The following is an 18311-nucleotide window of genomic DNA, read 5'->3' as shown; positions in this document are numbered from 1 at the left end:
ATCAGACGACCCACCAAGGAGGACGCACCATGGACGACCAGACCCGCACCGAACTCGAAGCCGCCGCCTTCCGCCGCCTGCGCAAGCACCTGATGGAGGACCGGCCCGAGGTGCAGAACATCGACCTGATGAACCTCGCGGGCTTCTGCCGCAACTGCCTGAGCCGCTGGTATCAGGAGGCCGCGACAGAGCGCGGCCTCGAGATGGGCAAGGAGGACGCGCGCGAGATCTTCTACGGCATGCCCTACGACGACTGGAAGGCCGCCCAGCAGACCGAGGCCGGACCCGAGAAGCAGGCCGCCTTCGACAAGGCCTTCAAGGAAAACGTCACCGACAAGGGCTGATCTGCCCGGCCCCGGGCCTGAAACGCCGACCGCCCGCCGCGCCCTCGGCGCTGTCCCGTCGCGGCGGGGTCACGGCGATGGGCAGAGGCTGTATATGCCCGGCGGCTTTTGTCGCCTCCCGGCGTGAGACAGGCGGACGGGCCGCACCCGAGCATGGATGCCGCGGGGCCGTCCCGGTCCCCGCGCGGCGCCCGGAGGCAACAGCATGGCAGGCCGCGGACGACCGTCGCGGCAGCCGCCCCCCTGCCCCGGTGACCTCGATGTTTCGCAGTGACCGCCCGCGACAACCGCGCGCTAGCGCCGGGCGCCCATCACCGCAAGGCGCACGAAGGCGCGCTCGACCAGCGCCATGGCCGGGGCCCGCTGCCCGGCAGAGCGCAGCTTCAGGTCGGTGTCCATCAGCACACCCAGCGCGCCCTCCAGCCGGTCCAGCGGCCAGCCCTGCGCCTGCCGCAGCATCCGGTCGCGGCGCGGGCCGAAGAGCGGCGGACGCACCGACCCGATGCCCTGCGCAGGCCCACCGGGGGCCGAGGCGATGGCATAGAGCAGGCGGAAATGCCGCGTGCCCATGATCAGCAGCGTCACCGGGGCGACGCCCTGCGCCTCCAACCGCTGCATGACCCGGGCAATATCGCCCGTCCGGCCCTCGGCAAGGATGTGAAAGACCTCGTCCATCTCGGCCTCGATCGAGGCGGGGGCGTTCAGTTCCACCTCTTCGACCGAGAGCGGCTCCGTATCGTCCAGCTTGTAAAGCGCCACCTTTTCCAGCGTCTGGCGGAAATCGCCCGGCGTCAGCACCCGCGCCAGCGCCTCCAGCGCACCCATGGCGTCGCGGCCCACGTCGGTCAGCCCGGCGCGCTTCAGCTCTTCCTGGATCTCGTCGCGGCCCATGGGATCGTTGTAAAGCCCCGCCACCCGCGCCGTGCGGTGCTTCTCGAACAGCTTGCGCAGCGAGGAAGAGCCCTTCAGCCCGCCCGCCGTGGCAACGATCATCGCGTCGCCCTCGCGCCAGTCCTGAAGCGCCGCCTCGAAGGTCTTGGTCAGCCCGTCCGTGGCCTCTTCGACCAGCACGGCGCGGGCGCCGGGAAAGAAGCCCTGCGCCTTGACCGCGTCCAGAAGCCCCGAGGGATCCTTGCGCAGCTCTGCCCCCGGCAGGCGGGTCAGCCGCATCTCTTCCTCGCCCTGCGGCCCGACGACGGCGCCGACCACCTCCTGCCGCTTCATCGCCACGCGCATCGGGTCGTCGCCATAGATCAGCAGCGCCGGAACGGCGGGATCGGGCCTGCGAAAGAAGGCATTGGCGTCGCGCGGCGAAAGCTTCATCCGACGAAGTCGTCCGCCGCCAGCACCAGGTCGTCGACGGTCTGATCCGCCAGCATGGTCATCAGTCGCTCGCGCGCCGCACGCTCGGAGGCGCGGGTCGCGACGGTCGAGCCGGTGGTGGAATAGCCGGTGAAGGCGTTGGTCGCGGCCGAATGCACCTGCTGCCCGGTCGCCACCTCGATCAGGCGAAAGCGCGCGCGCCCGATCAGGCGATAGCGCGTGTCCTCGCCCGCCGAGGTGCTGCCCACGGCGCTTTCCTCGATCTCGAAGGTCACCGACAGCCGGTAGGGCGCGGATGCGGCGGCCCGGCCCAGCCGCTCTTCGAAGCGGCGGCTGTAAAGGTAGGCCTCTGTCGTTTCGGGCGCCTCCAGCAGCACCGCGTCGTGCAGGGCGTCGCCGCTGCCGCCGGGGCCATAGACGGGCGAAAAGCCGCAGGCGCCCAGACCAAGGGCGCCCAGCAGCAGGGTTCTTCGATCAAACGACCACATTCACGATCCGCCCCGGCACCACGATCAGCTTCTTGGGCACCCCCCCGTCGAGGGCCCGCACCACAGCTTCATGCGCCAGCGCCAGCTTTTCAACCTCTTCCTTGGGCATGTCCTTGGGCACGGCGATCTCGCCCCGGCGCTTGCCGTTGACCTGGATGGGCAGCGTCACCGTGTCGTCGACCAGCTTCGTCTCGTCCGCCACGGGCCATGCGGCCTCTGCCACCAGCCCCTCGCCGCCCAGCATCTGCCAGACCTCTTCCGCAAGATGCGGCGTCATCGGCGACATCAGCTGCGCAAGGACCTTGGCGGCGCGGGTCTTGACCTCTTTGCCCGCCCGCGACTTCGCCAGCGCATTGGTGAAGGCGTAAAGCTTGGCGATGGCCGCGTTGAAGCCGAAGCTTTCGACGCCCATGGTCACGTCGTGAATCGCCCGGTGCATCTCGCGCTCCAGCGCCGCGTCCTCCTGCGTCGAGGGCGCGTCCCCCTCGGCGATCTCGGCGGCGATGCGCCAGACGCGGGCAAGGTGCTTGTGCGCGGCCTCGGCGCCCGATGCGGTCCATTCCACGTCCCGCTCGGGCGGGCTGTCCGACAGCACGAACCAGCGCGCGGTATCGGCGCCGTAGCTGGCGATGATCGCCACCGGGTCGACGACGTTGTTCTTGGATTTCGACATCTTGGCAGAGGGAATGATCTGCACCTCGGCGCCACCCTCCTTCAGGTAGGCCTTGCCGTCGCGCAGCTCCACCGCCTCGGGGTAGTGATAGACTGGGCGACCGTTGGCGCCCTCGGTCTGGAAGATCGCATGCGTGACCATGCCCTGCGTGAAGAGCGCATCGAAGGGCTCGGCGGATTTCTCCGGCAGGTGGCCGGTCTTGACCATGCCCCGGCAGAAGAAGCGCGCGTAAAGCAGGTGCAGGATCGCGTGCTCGATGCCGCCGATGTACTGGTCGACGTTCATCCAGTAGGCGGCATCCTCCATCACCGTCGGCGTATCCGCGCGCGGCGCGGTGAAGCGCGCCTGGTACCACGAGGAATCGACGAAGGTGTCCATGGTATCGGTCTCGCGCCGGGCAGGCGCGCCGCAGGCCGGGCAGGCGCAGTCGCGCCACGAGGGGTGGCGGTCCAGCGGGTTGCCGGGCACGGAAAAGTCGATCGCCGTGCCGTCCTCGTCATAGGGCAGCTCGATCGGCAGGTTTTCCTTCTTCTCGGGCACCACGCCGCAGGCCTCGCAATGCACCACCGGGATCGGGCACCCCCAGTAACGCTGGCGGGACAGACCCCAGTCGCGCAGGCGGAACTTGGTCACGCCGTGGCCGACGCCGTTCTCCTCGCAGAAGGCGATGGCCGCATCGACGCCCTGCTCGCCGGTCTGCGCCTCTTCCCCGGCGAAACCGTTGATGTAGCGCACCGCTTCCGGCTTCGGCGGAACATAGGCCGGGCCGCCCTCCTCGGGCAGGACAAAGCTGCCCTCCTCGCCCGTGGCCGGCACATAGGTCGAGCGCACGGGCAGGTCGTATTTGCGCGCGAAGTCGAGGTCGCGCTGGTCATGCGCCGGGCAACCGAAGATCGCGCCGGTGCCGTAGTCCATCAGGATGAAGTTGGCGACGTAGACGGGCAATTCCCAGGCGGTATCGAAGGGATGGCGCACGGTCAGCCCGGTGTCGTAGCCACGCTTCTCGGCCTTCTCCAGCTCTTCCTCGCTGGTGCCGCTGCGACGGCATTCGGCATTGAACGCCGCCAGCGCCGCGTCACCCTGCTCCAGGTGCTTGGCCAGCGGGTGATCCGGCGAGATGCCCACGAAAGAGGCGCCCATCAGCGTGTCGGGCCGCGTGGTATAGACCTCGATCCGGTCGAAACCCTCGGGCGCGTCCACGGTCGAGAAGGCAAACTGCAGGCCGCGCGAGCGCCCGATCCAGTTGGCCTGCATCAGCTTGACCTTGGCGGGCCAGTTGTCGAGGCTGTCGAGCGCATCCAGCAGTTCCTCGGAATAGTCCGAGATCTTGAAGAACCACTGGGTGAGCTCCTTGCGCTCGACCAGCGCGCCGGAACGCCAGCCGCGCCCGTTCTCGACCTGCTCGTTGGCCAGAACCGTCATGTCGACCGGGTCCCAGTTCACCACGGCGTTTTTGCGGTAGACCAGCCCCGCCTCGAGGAAGTCGAGGAACAGCGCCTGCTGCTGGCCGTAGTACTCAGGGTCGCAGGTGGCGAACATCCGCGTCCAGTCCAGCGAGAAGCCCAGCGGCTTCATCTGGCCGACCATCGTGTCGATATTGCCGTAGGTCCAGTCCTTCGGATGACCGCCCGAGGCCATGGCCGCGTTCTCGGCGGGCATGCCGAAGGCGTCGAAGCCCATGGGGTGCAGCACGTTGTGCCCGGTGTTGCGCTTGTAGCGCGCGATCACGTCGCCCATCGTGTAGTTGCGCACATGGCCGATGTGGATGCGCCCCGAGGGATAGGGGAACATCTCCAGCACGTAATACTTGGGCTTGTCGCCCTCGCGCCGGGCCTTGAACGTTTCGGCCTCGTCCCAGGCGGCTTGCCATTTCGGTTCGATGGTGGCGGGGTCATAGCGCGACATGGGGGTATCCTTCGGCGGCGTTTGGGCGGCAGGTGTCGGGCGGGGTGATAGGGCGCGGCGCCGCTTTCGTCCAGAGGGGGCCGGTCTTGCGCGCCCTTCTCCCCGGCTTGCGCGCCCTTCTCCCCGGAAAACCGGGGGCTGCGCGCGCTCGGCTTCGCCTCAGCCCTCGCGCACCCCGGGATATCTCCGGACAGAAGAAACAGGCAGGCCGCGCATCCTTCTTCTGTCGGGAAATATCCCGGGGGTGCGGGGGCTGGCCCCCGCCCGTCCCCGCAGGCGCTCAGCTCAGCGCATCCCAGACCAGCTTTGCCCCGGTCAGGGTCAGGGCCACGTAGGTGATGCCGTAGAAGACCCGCTCGGACACCATGTGGTGCAGCTTGATCCCCGCCCAGGTTCCCAGCAACGCGAAGGGGATCAGCACCAGATCCAAAAGCAGCGTCTCGCGCGTGAAGATGCCCATGCCCAGGTAGAAGCCCGACTTGAACAGGTTCACCGCCCAGAAGACCAGCACCGTGGTCGCCTGGTAGGCGGTCTTGGACAGCCCCTGGCCCAGCATGTAGACCGCCGCCGCGGGCCCTCCGGCGTGGCTGACGAAGCTGGTGAAGCCCAGCACCACGCCCGAGACCACCCCCGTCTTCGCGCCGAAGCGCGCGCCCAGCCGGATCAGCCCCAGCTGCTGCGCCGCCTGCCAGGCCACGAAGACCAGCGCCACGGCGCCGATGATCAGCCGGATCATGTCCGGATCGGCGGAGGCCCAGAACAGCGCGCCCAGCACCGTCCCCGGCACGGCACCCAAAAGCAGGACCCGGGACACCGGCCAGTCCCATTGCCGCCAGTAGGCCACCAGCCCCTGCACATCCATCAGCATCAGCAGCGGCAGCATCAGCCCCACCGCCACCGCCGGGGGCAGCAGGACCGCCAGAATCGAGGAGCTTGCAAAGGCCACGCCAGAGCCGAAACCGCCCTTGGAGATGCCTGCGAAAATCACCGCCGGGATGGTGGCGGCCAGCACCGCCGCGCTGAAAAGGTCCACACGCGCCTCCTGTAAGCTGCGGGGTTGCCATGGCTTTAGCGCGAACACCGGGCACATGACAGCCCCCTCGCGGGCCATGCCGCAGCGCGGCACCCTTGCAACGCGGACGGCAAGAGCGTACCCAAACCACCAAATTCACGAAGGACCGGAGATCCTATCCATGGCCAGACCCAAGATCGCCCTCATCGGCGCGGGACAGATCGGTGGCACGCTCGCCCACCTCGCAGCAATGAAGGAACTGGGCGACGTCGTGCTCTTCGACATCGCCGAGGGCACCCCCGAGGGCAAGTCGCTCGACATCGCAGAATCCGGCCCCTCGGAAGGCTTCGACGCAAGGCTGAAGGGCACGCAGGACTACGCCGACATCGCCGGCGCCGACGTCTGCATCGTGACCGCCGGTGTGCCGCGCAAGCCGGGCATGTCGCGCGACGACCTGCTGGGCATCAACCTCAAGGTCATGAAGTCCGTGGGCGAGGGCATCGCCGCCAACGCCCCCGACGCCTTCGTGATCTGCATCACCAACCCGCTCGACGCGATGGTCTGGGCACTGCAGAAGTTCTCGGGCCTGCCCGCGAACAAGGTCTGCGGCATGGCCGGCGTGCTGGACTCGGCCCGCTTCCGCCACTTCCTGTCGCTGGAATTCGACGTCTCGATGAAGGACGTCACCGCCTTCGTGCTGGGCGGCCACGGCGACACCATGGTGCCCTCGCTGCGCTATTCGACCGTCGCGGGCATCCCCCTGCCCGACCTGATCGAGATGGGCTGGACCACCAAGGACAAGATGGACGCCATCGTCCAGCGCACCCGTGACGGCGGCGCCGAGATCGTCGGCCTGCTGAAGACCGGTTCGGCCTATTACGCCCCCGCCACCTCGGCGATCGAGATGGCAGAGGCCTACCTGAAGGACCAGAAGCGCGTCCTTCCCTGCGCCGCCTATTGCGACGGCGACCTCGGCGTGAAGGACATGTACGTGGGCGTGCCGACCGTGATCGGCGCCGGCGGCATCGAGCGCATCGTCAACATCAAGCTCAACAAGGAAGAGCAGGAGATGTTCGACACCTCCGTGAAGGCCGTTCAGGGCCTCGTGGAGGCCTGCAAGGGCATCGACACCTCGCTGGCGTAAGCCCTCCGAGAGCATCCATGGAACCGCCCGGGCCGCCGCGCCCGGGCGTTTTCGTTTGGCGGGGGAAGCCCCTTCGAAGGGGCTTTCTCAAGCGGCTTCGAAGCCGCTTTCACGCCGCCCCCCAGCCGGTCATCTCCCAGAGGTCCGGGTCCTGTGCCAGAAGCGCGCGGTCGAAGGCCGCGACCGAGAGATCCGGCATCCCGGGCAGCCTGCCGGGATCGAAGGACAGCGCCTCTTCCAGCAGGCCGAAGCCGCGCAGCCGGTCTGCCTGCGGCTGCGTCAGGCGGTGCAGCCCGGCCTCGGCCTCCAGCGCCTCCTCCAGGCCGCCCATCCGGTCGAGCATCCATGCGATCTGCGCCATCCGGTGCGGCGGCAGGATATGCGCCTGCACCTCGGGCGGCTGCCCCCTGTAGCGGATCAGCTTCAGCAGCCAGTGCAGCGGCGTGACCCCGTCGAAATGCAGCAGCCGGGTGGTGGTCGAGCGCCACGCCGGCGCGCGCCGGCGTTTGCCCCCGGCCTCGAGGTAGGATTCATGCACCATCTGGCGGAACCCCTGCCCCACCGGCACGGCGCATTTGCCGGACCCGTGGCTGAACATGCCCTCGCGCAGATGCGGCGCGAGGGCGCCGTAGATCACCGCATCCATCCCCTTGCCGCCCGGCGAGGCGCGGCGGAAGACCCCGTCGAAAAGCCCCGCCTGCGCCTGCCCGGCCATCAGCGCGCGCTCCATCACCGCAAAGCGCAGCTCTGCCCCCAGCTCCGAGACGGCGGGAAGCTCAGACGCCAGCGGCCGGTCCTGCCAGAGGAACTCGTCCGCATCCAGGTGCACGAGCCAGTCGGCGGCGCAGCGCCCCTGCGCATGGGCCGCGTTCAGGCTCTGGCGGCGCATCTGCGAGGCGGGCGCGCCGCGCCGGGGCCGCAGCGCCCGCCAGTGCGCCGCGTCGCAGACTGTCACCCGGCACCCCGGAATGCGCGCCAGCCCCGGCGCCACCGGATCGTCGGGCCGGTCGAGGTAGACATGCACCTCTGCCGCGCCGCCTGCCAGGTGCCAGCGCACATTGGCTTCGACCAGCGCGCCCGGTTCCCGCGCCGTCATCACGACCGCCCATTCCTGCATTGCCGCTCCTGTCCTGCCCCCTGCGACTCACCTTAGAAACCCGGTGATTCTCTGCCAAGCGCTAACAATGCAGCGGCCTGTGATCACGCCGCAAAACGCGTGATCACAAATGCCGAAAAACCGCTACATTTGCGCAGCTTTGGCAGATAACACTTTATTCCGGGCGCCGCGCGGGGCTTACAGGTCTACAATCCGCAGCAAAACGGGGATCGTTGACCCATGAATATCCATGAATACCAGGCCAAGGCGCTTCTGCGCAGCTATGGCGCCCCTGTCTCGGACGGCCGCGTCGTCCTGAGAGCCGAGGACGCCAAGACCGCAGCCGGGGCGCTTGACGGACCGCTCTGGGTTGTCAAGGCGCAGATCCACGCGGGCGGCCGCGGCAAGGGATCGTTCAAGGAAGAGGCCGCCGGCGAAAAGGGCGGCGTGCGCCTTGCCAAGTCGGTCGAGGAAGCCGCCGAGGAAGCCAAGAAGATGCTGGGCAAGACGCTCGTGACGCATCAGACCGGCCCGGCAGGCAAGCAGGTCAACCGCATCTACATCGAGGACGGTTCGGACATCGAGAGCGAGTTCTACCTCGCCCTGCTGGTCGACCGCGTGACCTCGCGCGTGTCCTTCGTCTGCTCGACCGAGGGCGGCATGGACATCGAGGAGGTCGCAGCCTCCACCCCCGAGAAGATCCTGTCCTTCTCCGTCGATCCGGCCACCGGCTACCAGCCGTTCCACGGCCGCCGCGTCGCCTTTGCCCTGGGCCTCACCGGCGCGCAGGTCAAGGAATGCGTGAAGCTGATGGGCATCCTCTACCAGGCCTTCATCGAGCGCGACATGGAGATGCTGGAGATCAACCCGCTGATCGTCATGACCAACGGCTCGCTCAAGGTGCTGGACGCCAAGCTGGGCTTCGACGGCAACGCCATGTACCGCCAGTCCGAGGTCTCCGAGCTGCGTGACACCACGGAAGAGGATTCCAAGGAACTGGAAGCCTCCAAGTACGACCTGAACTACATCGCGCTGGATGGCGAGATCGGCTGCATGGTCAACGGCGCGGGCCTTGCCATGGCAACCATGGACATCATCAAGCTCTATGGCGCAGAGCCTGCCAACTTCCTCGACGTGGGCGGCGGCGCGACCAAGGAGAAGGTGACCGAGGCCTTCAAGATCATCACCTCTGACAAGAACGTCAAAGGCATCCTCGTCAACATCTTCGGCGGCATCATGCGCTGCGACGTCATCGCCGAGGGCGTCATCGCCGCGGTGAAAGAGGTCGGTCTCGAGGTCCCGCTGGTCGTGCGCCTTGAAGGCACGAACGTCGAGAAGGGCAAGGAGATCATTGCCAATTCGGGCCTGAACGTCATCGCGGCAGACAATCTGTCCGACGGCGCCGAGAAGATCGTCAAGGCGGTCAAGGGGTGAACGCCGCTCCGGGGCTTCGGCCCCGGCGGAGGCTCCACCGGAGCCTCCGAGGCGTGAAGGGGCGACGCCCCGGGACAACGGTCATGATATCGGTCGACACACTCAGCATCAGACAGGCACCGCGCGGGGTAACGCGCGCGGAACCATTGTCGCGCATCGCGTGTTGCCTTCCCAACGGAGGTGACAGACATGCCCTTGCTGAGAAAATCCGACCTGCCCGACGCACAGGACCTGAAGGATGCCCTGCCGATCGTGCGCAGTCGCGACCGGCTCAAGCCCTTCCTGATCGGTGCGGGCCTGCTGACCGCCGGTGCGATGCTTCTGCGGGTCAAGCCCGCCTTCGGACAGGTGCCGGATCCCAGACCCTACGGGCGCACCGCCAATGGCCGGTTGCGCAGGGGCTTTGCCCATCGGGTGCGGGACGGCGCGGCCTCTTTTGCGCCGGGCAATCTGACCGATCAGCTGGGCAAGTCGCTGCTGATGGGCGGCGTGGCCATGCTGGTGGCCCGCGTTCTGGACGAGTATCTCGGCCCCGAAGAACTGTAACCTCCGAAAATCGCATTGCCTTTCGGCAGAGCGGGGCCCCAGCCTTCGCTCTGTCTTGTCATGTCCGCGGCCCGGAGCGTCCGGCGCCGCGCGCTTTCGCATATCGCCCCCTGCGGGCGTCTCACTAAGGAGACCACCACAATGGCCGTCCTCGTAAACGAGAACACCAAAGTCATCTGCCAGGGCCTGACCGGCTCTCAGGGCACGTTCCATTCCGAACAGGCCATCGCCTACGGGACCAAGATGGTCGGCGGCGTGACCCCCGGAAAGGGCGGAACCGAACACCTGAACCTGCCGGTCTTCAACTCGGTCCACGAGGCGAAGCACGTGACCGAAGCCAACGCCTCGGTGATCTACGTGCCACCGCCCTTCGCCGCCGACTCGATCCTCGAAGCCATCGACGCCGAGATGGAACTGATCGTCTGCATCACCGAGGGCATCCCGGTGCTGGACATGATGAAGGTCAAGCGCGCGCTCGAGAACAGCAAGTCCCGCCTGATCGGGCCGAACTGCCCCGGCGTCATCACCCCCGACGCCTGCAAGATCGGCATCATGCCGGGCCATATCCACAAGCGCGGCAAGGTCGGCGTGGTGTCCCGTTCCGGCACCCTGACCTACGAGGCGGTCAAGCAGACCACCGACATGGGCCTTGGCCAGTCCTCCGCCGTGGGCATCGGCGGCGACCCGATCAAGGGCACCGAGCACATCGACGTGCTGGACATGTTCCTTGATGATCCGGAAACCGAGGCCATCATCATGATCGGCGAGATCGGCGGCTCTGCCGAAGAGGATGCGGCAGCCTTCATCGCCGAGCAGAAGAAAAAGGGCCGCTGGAAGCCGATCGCGGGCTTCATCGCCGGTCGCACGGCGCCTCCGGGCCGCCGCATGGGCCACGCGGGCGCCATCGTCGCCGGTGGCAAGGGCGGTGCCGAGGACAAGATCGAGGCGATGAAATCCGCCGGGATCGTGGTCGCAGACAGCCCCGCCACGCTGGGCGAGGCGGTCATGGAAGCGATCAAGAAGGGGTGAATTCCCCGGGGCGGGCTTGTAATGGCCCGCCCCGCCACAAGCTTCATGACGGTGGGCCGGTTGCGGCCCCCTCTCCTGACGCTTGGCTATGAGTGAAGGCTGAATGCGAAACGAAGCTGCATATGCGCTGAGGGCAGAGAGCGACCGCGGATGGTGGCGACGCGCCCGTCCGCCATGGCTGCCGCCAGCCTCCCTTCCCGCCACTCCGGCGCTGTTCCAGAACACGATGGGCCTGCCTCTGCCTTTGTCGCAGGCCCGTCCCAACACATACGGGCCCAACCCCAACGAGGTGCCACAATGACCGACCAAAGCCCCAACGATCTGTTCCACGCCTCCAGCTTCATGCAGGGGCACAATGCCGAGTACCTGGAGCAGATGTACGCGCGCTATGCCTCGGACCCGAAAGCCGTCGATGAGGCCTGGGCAGAGTTCTTCCGCCAGATGGGCGACGACGACAGCGACGTCCGCAAACAGGCGGCGGGGCCGTCCTGGGCCCGGGCCGACTGGCCGCCGGTGCCCAATGACGACCTGACCGGCGCGCTGACCGGCGAATGGCCGATGCCCATGGTTCCGGCAGAGGCGAAGGGCGCGGGCAAGAAGATCGCCGAGAAGGCCGCCGAGAAGGGCCTGGAGGTCTCGAACGACGCCATCCAGCGCGCCGTGCTGGACAGCATCCGGGCGCTGATGATCATCCGCGCCTACCGGATCCGGGGCCACCTTGCCGCCGATCTGGATCCGCTAGGCCTGCGCGACACCTCGAACCACCCCGAGCTTGACCCGAAGAGCTACGGCTTCACCGAGGCCGACATGGACCGGCCGATCTTCATCGACAACGTGCTGGGGCTTCAGATCGCCTCGCTGCGCGAGATCCTGTCGCTGGTGAAGCGCACCTATTGCGGCACCTTCGCGCTGCAGTACATGCACATCTCGGACCCCGAGCAATCGGCATGGCTGAAAGAGCGGATCGAGGGCTACGGCAAGGAAATCGCCTTCACCCGCGAGGGCCGCAAGGCGATCCTGAACAAGATGGTCGAGGCCGAGGGCTTCGAGAAATTCCTGCACGTCAAGTACATGGGCACCAAGCGCTTCGGCCTTGACGGCGGCGAAAGCCTGATCCCCGCGATGGAGCAGATCATCAAGCGCGGCGGCAACCTCGGCATCAAGGACATCGTCATCGGCATGCCCCACCGCGGCCGCCTGTCGGTGCTCGCGAACGTGATGCAGAAGCCCTACAAGGCGATCTTCAACGAATTCCAGGGCGGCAGCTTCAAGCCCGATGACGTCGACGGTTCGGGGGACGTGAAATACCACCTCGGCGCCTCGTCGGACCGTGAATTCGACGGCCACCCGGTGCACCTGTCGCTGACCGCCAACCCCTCGCACCTCGAGGCGGTGAACCCGGTGGTTCTGGGCAAGGTCCGCGCCAAGCAGGACCAGCTGAACGACACCAACCGCACGCAGGTCATGCCGATCCTGCTGCACGGCGACGCGGCCTTTGCCGGTCAGGGCGTCGTTGCGGAATGCTTTGCGCTGTCGGGCCTGCGCGGTCACCGCACCGGCGGCACCATCCATATCGTCGTGAACAACCAGATCGGTTTCACCACCGCGCCGCACTTCTCGCGCTCGTCGCCCTACCCCACCGACAACGCTCTGGTGGTCGAGGCGCCGATCTTCCACGTCAACGGCGACGACCCCGAGGCCGTCGTGCACGCGGCCAAGGTCGCGACCGAGTTCCGCCAGAAATTCGGCAAGGACGTGGTCATCGACATCTTCTGCTACCGTCGCTTCGGTCACAACGAGGGCGACGAGCCCATGTTCACCAACCCGGTGATGTACACCAAGATCAAGAAGCAGAAGACCACGCTGACGCTGTACACAGAGCGGCTGGTCAAGGACGGCCTGATCCCCGAGGGCGAAATCGAGGACATGAAGGCCGCCTTCCAGGCCCACCTGAACGAAGAGTTCGAGGCCGGGAAAAGCTACAAGCCCAACAAGGCCGACTGGCTGGATGGCCGGTGGAGCCATCTCGACCGGCAGAAGCAGGGCAAGTACCAGCGCGGCAAGACCTCGATCAAGGCGCAGACCGCCAAGGATATCGGCGCCGCGCTGACCCGCGTGCCGGAGGGCTTCCCGCTGCACAAGACCGTGGGCCGCCTCGTCGAGGCGCGCGGGCAGATGTTCGAGACCGGGAAGGGCTTCGACTGGGCAACCGCCGAGGCCATGGCCTTCGGTTCGCTGCAGCTGGAAGGCTACCCGGTGCGCCTTGCCGGTCAGGATTCGACGCGCGGCACGTTCAGCCAGCGGCACTCGGCCTTCATCGACCAGAACACCGAGGAACGCTATTACCCGCTGAACAACATCCGCGAGGGGCAGGCCCGCTACGAGGTCATCGACTCGGCGCTGTCGGAATACGCGGTGCTGGGCTTCGAATACGGCTATTCGCTGGCAGAACCCAACGCGCTGACCCTCTGGGAAGCGCAGTTCGGCGACTTCGCCAACGGCGCGCAGATCATGTTCGACCAGTTCGTGTCCTCGGGTGAATCCAAATGGCTGCGGATGTCCGGCCTCGTCTGCCTGATGCCGCATGGCTACGAGGGTCAGGGGCCCGAACACTCCTCTGCCCGTCTGGAACGCTTCCTGCAGATGTGCGGGCAGGACAACTGGATCGTCGCCAACTGCTCGACCCCGGCGAACTACTTCCACATCCTGCGCCGCCAGCTGCACCGCAGCTACCGCAAGCCGCTGATGCTGATGACGCCGAAGTCGCTTCTGCGCCACAAGCTTTGCGTCTCGGAGATCAAGGACTTCACCGACGGTTCCAGCTTCCACCGCATCCTGTGGGACAGCGCGGAATCCGGCGAAAGCGATACCAAGCTGAAGCCCGACGATCAGATCAAGCGCGTCGTCATGTGTTCCGGCAAGGTCTACTACGACCTGCTGGAAGAGCGGGACTCGCGCGGGCTGGACGATGTCTACCTTCTGCGGGTCGAGCAGTTCTACCCCTTCCCGGCGCTCTCGCTGGTGAAGGAACTGGAACGCTTCAAGCAGGCGGAAATCGTCTGGTGCCAGGAAGAGCCCAAGAACCAGGGCGCCTGGAGCTTCATCGAGCCCAACATCGAATGGGTGCTGGGCCGCATCAAGGCCACCCACCGGCGCCCCGTCTACGTGGGCCGCGCCACCTCTGCCTCGCCCGCCACGGGCCTGGCAAGCCAGCACAAGGCACAGCAAGCCGCGCTCGTCGACGAAGCGCTGACCATCGGATGAGCCCCAAGGCAGCGCAAGCGGCAGGGCAAGTAAAAGGGAAGTAAATCATGACCGAAGTTCGAGTCCCCACGCTCGGGGAATCCGTGACCGAGGCCACCGTGGCCACCTGGTTCAAGAAGCCCGGCGACAAGGTCGCCGTGGACGAGATGCTGTGCGAGCTGGAAACCGACAAGGTGACCGTCGAGGTGCCCTCGCCCGTGTCCGGCACGCTGGCCGACATCGTCGCGCAGGAAGGCGACACCGTGGGCGTCGACGCGCTGCTGGCCAATATCGCGGCCGCCGACGATGCGGGCCCCGAGACCCCGCAACCCCGCGCCGAGAACAGCCAGACCGAAGAGGCCGGGCTGACGCCCGCCAATGGCGGCAGCACCGTCGACGTGATGGTCCCCACGCTGGGCGAGTCCGTCTCCGAGGCGACGGTCTCGACCTGGTTCAAGAAGGTCGGCGACACGGTCGCGCAGGACGAGATGCTCTGCGAGCTGGAAACCGACAAGGTCTCTGTCGAGGTTCCGGCGCCCGCCTCGGGCACCCTGACCGAGATCGTCGCGAACGAGGGCGACACCGTGCAGGCCGACGCCAGGCTGGCGGTGATCTCTTCCGGGGGCGGCGCCTCTGCCGCGCCCGCCAGGACCGAAAGCGCCCCCGCCGGGACGCAATATGCCACGCCGCCCGCCGGCAATGGCGGCCCCGGCAAGGACATCAAGGACGGCCCCGCGGCTGAAAAGGCCATGGCCGAGGCCGGCGTGAAGCGCGCGGACGTCACCGGCACCGGCAAGGACGGTCGCGCCACCAAGGCCGACGTCGCCGCCGCCGTGGCCGCCGCCAAGTCCTCCACCACCAGCGCCGCGCCCGCTCCGGCCCCGCGCGCTCCGGTCCCGGCGGATGACGCCGCCCGCGAGGAACGGGTCAAGATGACCCGCCTGCGCCAGACCATCGCCCGCCGCCTGAAGGACGCACAGAACACCGCCGCGATCCTGACCACCTACAACGAGGTGGACATGACGGAGACGATGGCTCTGCGGAAGGAATACAAGGAGCTGTTCGAGAAGAAGCACGGCGTGAAACTGGGCTTCATGTCCTTCTTCACCAAGGCCTGCTGCCACGCGCTGAAGGAGGTCCCCGAGGTCAACGCCGAGATCGACGGCACCGACATCGTCTACAAGAACTTCGTGCACATGGGCATCGCGGCGGGCACGCCGCAGGGTCTGGTTGTGCCGGTGATCCGGGACGCCGACCAGATGTCCTTTGCCGAGATCGAGAAGGCCATCGCCGAGAAGGGCAAGCGCGCCCGCGACGGCAAGCTTTCCATGGCTGAAATGCAGGGCGGCACCTTCACCATCTCCAACGGCGGCGTCTACGGTTCGCTGATGTCCTCGCCGATCCTGAACCCGCCGCAGTCGGGCATCCTCGGCATGCACAAGATCCAGGACCGGCCCATGGTGGTCAACGGCGAGATCAAGATCCGCCCGATGATGTACCTCGCCCTCAGCTACGACCACCGCATCGTCGACGGCAAGGGCGCCGTGACCTTCCTGGTGCGCGTGAAAGAGGCGCTGGAAGATCCGCGCCGCCTGCTGATGGACCTGTAATGGCGGGTTGAACACCCACCCGATGGCGGGCGCGTCGCGATGCGCCCGCCAACCCGATGCCGGGCGGAAGCCCCCCCTCCGCCCGCGGGCTGACCTTCAAGGCCCGCGCTTCATGGATCGCCCAGGCACTGGAGGCCGCATGACCACGCAACTGCTTCTCAGATACGACAGCTTCGACCAATCCGCCTTCGACGCCGATGCCGAGGCGCGCGGTCAGGCCGGGCTGACGCTGCTGCAACTCTGGACCGAGGGCGCCGCCCGCTGGGCGCTGTTTTCCGTCAACGACAGGGGCAAGGCGCAGGACTGGCTCTCGAAAGAGGCCGCGCTCGGCCACCCGCCCGGTGCCGCCCACCTGCTGGAAACCGCATGACCCGCCTGCCCCCGCCCCGGACGCCCCGCCCCGACAACGCAGGCCGCCCGCAAGCACCGGAGGCAGCACGCCGCCCATGACGCCCGAACTCACCATCCTCACCCTCGCCGCCCTCTGGCAGGTCGTGCATTTCGCCCTCTACTCGGTCACCGCGCAAAGGCAGGTCGGCCCGAAATACGCCGCCTCGCCGCGCGACACGCCACGCCAGCTGACCGGCATCGCGGGCCGGGCGCAGCGTGCCATGACCAACCACTTCGAGGGGCTGATCCTCTTCGCCATCGCCACGCTGACCCTCACCTATGCCGACAAGACCGGCGACACCACGGCGATGCTCGCCGCCCTCTACCTCGCCGCGCGGCTGCTCTACCTGCCCGCCTACCTGCTGGGCTGGACGCCCTGGCGCTCGCTGATCTGGGCCCTGGGCTTCGGCGCCACCGTGGCGCTGCTGATCCTCGCCCTGATATGACCCGCACCGGACAGAAGGCAGCCCCCGCTTCTTCTGTCCTGAAATATCCCGGGGGGCTCCGCAGGAGCGGGGGCAGAGCCCCCTCCACGGTCCGCCCCAAAGACTGACAGGAGACTGAACATGGCTGACTACGACGTGATCGTCATCGGCGCCGGCCCCGGCGGCTACGTGGCCGCGATCCGCTGCGCGCAACTGGGCCTCAAGACCGCCTGCGTCGAGGGCCGCGAGACCCTCGGCGGCACCTGCCTCAACGTGGGCTGCATCCCCTCCAAGGCGCTGCTGCATGCCAGCCACCAGCTGCACGAGGCGGAACACAACTTCGCCAAGATGGGCCTGAAGGGCAAATCGCCTTCGGTCGACTGGAAACAGATGCTGTCCTACAAGGACGACGTCATCGGCCAGAACACCAAGGGCATCGAGTTCCTGTTCAAGAAGAACAAGGTCGACTGGCTCAAGGGCTGGGGCTCGATCCCGGAAAAGGGCAAGGTCACGGTCGGCGACGAGACCCACAATGCCAAATCCATCATCATCGCCTCCGGCTCCGAGGTCGCCTCGGTCCCCGGCGCCGAGGTCACGGTCGACAATGACGGCGGCGTGGTGGTCGACAGCACCGGCGCGCTGGCCCTGCCCAAGATCCCCAAGAAGATGGTCGTCATCGGCGCCGGCGTGATCGGGCTGGAAATGGGCTCGGTCTACAAGCGCCTCGGCGCCGAGGTGCAGGTCATCGAATTCCTCGACCACATCACGCCGGGCATGGACGCCGAGGTGCAGAAGACCTTCCAGCGCATCCTCGGCAAGCAGGGGCTGGCGTTCACCATGGGCGCCGCCGTGTCCAAGGTCGAGACCGCCAGGGGCAAGGCCAAGGTCACCTACAGGCTGCGCAAGGACGACAGCGAACATTCGGTCGACGCCGATGTCGTGCTGGTCGCCACCGGCCGCAAGCCCTTCACCGAGGGCCTGGGCCTCGACGCGCTCGGCATCGAGATGACGCAGCGCGGCCAGATCGCCGTCAACGACCACTGGCAGACCTCCGTCGACGGCATCTATGCCATCGGTGACGTGATCGAGGGCCCGATGCTGGCCCACAAGGCCGAGGACGAGGGCATGGCCGCCGCCGAGGTCATCGCGGGCAAGCATGGCCATGTGAACTACGGCGTGATCCCTTCGGTGATCTACACCGCCCCCGAGGTCGCCATGGTCGGCGCCACCGAGGCGCAGCTGAAAGAGGCGGGCAAGGCCTACAAGGTCGGCAAGTTCTCCTTCATGGGCAATGGCCGCGCCAAGGCGGTCTTCCAGGGCGAAGGCTTCGTCAAGCTGCTGGTGGACAAGGAAACCGACCGCATCCTCGGCTGCCACATCATCGGCCCCGCGGCGGGCGACCTGATCCACGAGATCTGCGTCGGCATGGAGTTCGGCGCCAGCGCCGAGGACATTGCCCTGACCTGCCACGCCCACCCGACCTTCTCCGAGGCGGTGCGCGAGGCGGCGCTGGCCTGCGGCGACGGCGCGATCCACGCCTGATCGCCCCCCCCTGTTCACGAAGGAAAACGGCCCCCTGACAGGCATCAGGGGGCCGTTTTTCATGGTCTACGCGCCGGTCCGCGGGACGGTCCGCGGGACGGTGGGCG

15 protein-coding genes are annotated in these 18311 nt (G+C 67.3%); 10 read left to right on the top strand and 5 right to left on the bottom strand.

Annotation, left to right across the window (positions count from 1 at the left end; all coding sequences use genetic code 11):
* Window positions 1–29: 29 nt before the first annotated feature.
* Entirely contained in the window at window positions 30–344 is a 315-nt protein-coding gene (locus ACN5KJ_RS15160; protein ID WP_418594855.1) for a DUF1244 domain-containing protein, read from the top strand.
* A gap of 294 nt (window positions 345–638) precedes the next feature.
* On the opposite strand, the gene holA is transcribed toward ACN5KJ_RS15160, so the two are convergent.
* From holA to ACN5KJ_RS15140, 4 genes are all read right to left on the bottom strand, one after another.
* Entirely contained in the window at window positions 639–1667 is a 1029-nt protein-coding gene (gene holA / locus ACN5KJ_RS15155) for a DNA polymerase III subunit delta (protein ID WP_418594854.1), read from the bottom strand.
* A complete protein-coding gene (gene lptE, locus ACN5KJ_RS15150) occupies window positions 1664–2155 on the bottom strand; it encodes an LPS assembly lipoprotein LptE (protein ID WP_347166830.1) in 492 nt (163 codons plus the stop codon). Before lptE ends, holA begins: the two co-directional genes overlap by 4 nt.
* Window positions 2142–4733, bottom strand: coding sequence for a leucine--tRNA ligase (leuS, locus tag ACN5KJ_RS15145; protein WP_418594853.1), 2592 nt, complete (start codon window positions 4731–4733; stop codon window positions 2142–2144). The genes lptE and leuS overlap by 14 nt, the downstream gene beginning before the upstream one ends.
* Before the next feature lie 280 nt (window positions 4734–5013).
* Window positions 5014–5766, bottom strand: coding sequence for a sulfite exporter TauE/SafE family protein (locus tag ACN5KJ_RS15140; protein WP_347166829.1), 753 nt, complete (start codon window positions 5764–5766; stop codon window positions 5014–5016).
* Window positions 5767–5926: 160 nt separating this feature from the next.
* Between ACN5KJ_RS15140 and mdh the strand changes: the two genes are divergently transcribed.
* Window positions 5927–6889 (top strand): malate dehydrogenase, encoded by a 963-nt coding sequence (gene mdh, locus ACN5KJ_RS15135; RefSeq protein ID WP_347166828.1) that lies wholly within the window; start codon window positions 5927–5929, stop codon window positions 6887–6889.
* Between the two features lie 109 nt (window positions 6890–6998).
* Here mdh and ACN5KJ_RS15130 read toward each other — a convergent pair whose 3' ends face one another.
* Entirely contained in the window at window positions 6999–8006 is a 1008-nt protein-coding gene (locus ACN5KJ_RS15130; protein ID WP_418594852.1) for a glycosyltransferase family 2 protein, read from the bottom strand.
* 219 nt (window positions 8007–8225) lie between these two features.
* On the opposite strand from ACN5KJ_RS15130, the gene sucC reads away from it, so the two are divergent.
* The 8 genes from sucC to lpdA all read left to right on the top strand — a co-directional run bounded on the left by sucC (window position 8226) and on the right by lpdA (window position 18204).
* The gene (sucC, locus tag ACN5KJ_RS15125) at window positions 8226–9419 is read left to right on the top strand and encodes an ADP-forming succinate--CoA ligase subunit beta (RefSeq protein WP_418594851.1); all 1194 of its coding nucleotides are present in this window, start codon (window positions 8226–8228) and stop codon (window positions 9417–9419) included.
* 189 nt (window positions 9420–9608) lie between these two features.
* On the top strand, window positions 9609–9965 hold the full coding sequence (locus ACN5KJ_RS15120; RefSeq protein ID WP_418594850.1) for a hypothetical protein: 357 nt from the start codon (window positions 9609–9611) through the stop codon (window positions 9963–9965).
* Between the two features lie 141 nt (window positions 9966–10106).
* Window positions 10107–10994, top strand: coding sequence for a succinate--CoA ligase subunit alpha (gene sucD / locus ACN5KJ_RS15115; RefSeq protein WP_206566062.1), 888 nt, complete (start codon window positions 10107–10109; stop codon window positions 10992–10994).
* 297 nt (window positions 10995–11291) lie between these two features.
* Window positions 11292–14258 carry a 2-oxoglutarate dehydrogenase E1 component gene (locus tag ACN5KJ_RS15110; protein ID WP_418594849.1) on the top strand — a complete coding sequence of 989 codons (2967 nt, stop codon included), beginning with the start codon at window positions 11292–11294 and terminating at the stop codon, window positions 14256–14258.
* A gap of 44 nt (window positions 14259–14302) precedes the next feature.
* On the top strand, window positions 14303–15847 hold the full coding sequence (odhB, locus tag ACN5KJ_RS15105; RefSeq protein WP_418594929.1) for a 2-oxoglutarate dehydrogenase complex dihydrolipoyllysine-residue succinyltransferase: 1545 nt from the start codon (window positions 14303–14305) through the stop codon (window positions 15845–15847).
* A gap of 139 nt (window positions 15848–15986) precedes the next feature.
* Window positions 15987–16217, top strand: coding sequence for a hypothetical protein (locus ACN5KJ_RS15100; RefSeq protein WP_347166826.1), 231 nt, complete (start codon window positions 15987–15989; stop codon window positions 16215–16217).
* Window positions 16218–16293: 76 nt separating this feature from the next.
* On the top strand, window positions 16294–16683 hold the full coding sequence (locus tag ACN5KJ_RS15095; RefSeq protein ID WP_418594848.1) for an MAPEG family protein: 390 nt from the start codon (window positions 16294–16296) through the stop codon (window positions 16681–16683).
* 120 nt (window positions 16684–16803) lie between these two features.
* Complete coding sequence (gene lpdA / locus ACN5KJ_RS15090; RefSeq protein ID WP_418594847.1) at window positions 16804–18204, top strand: dihydrolipoyl dehydrogenase; 1401 nt, start codon at window positions 16804–16806, stop codon at window positions 18202–18204.
* Window positions 18205–18311: the final 107 nt, after the last annotated feature.

The sequence above is a fragment of the Ponticoccus sp. (in: a-proteobacteria) genome, assembly GCF_048381735.1.
Note: the sequence above shows the minus strand (reverse complement) of the source record. Positions and strands in the feature narration are given on the sequence as shown.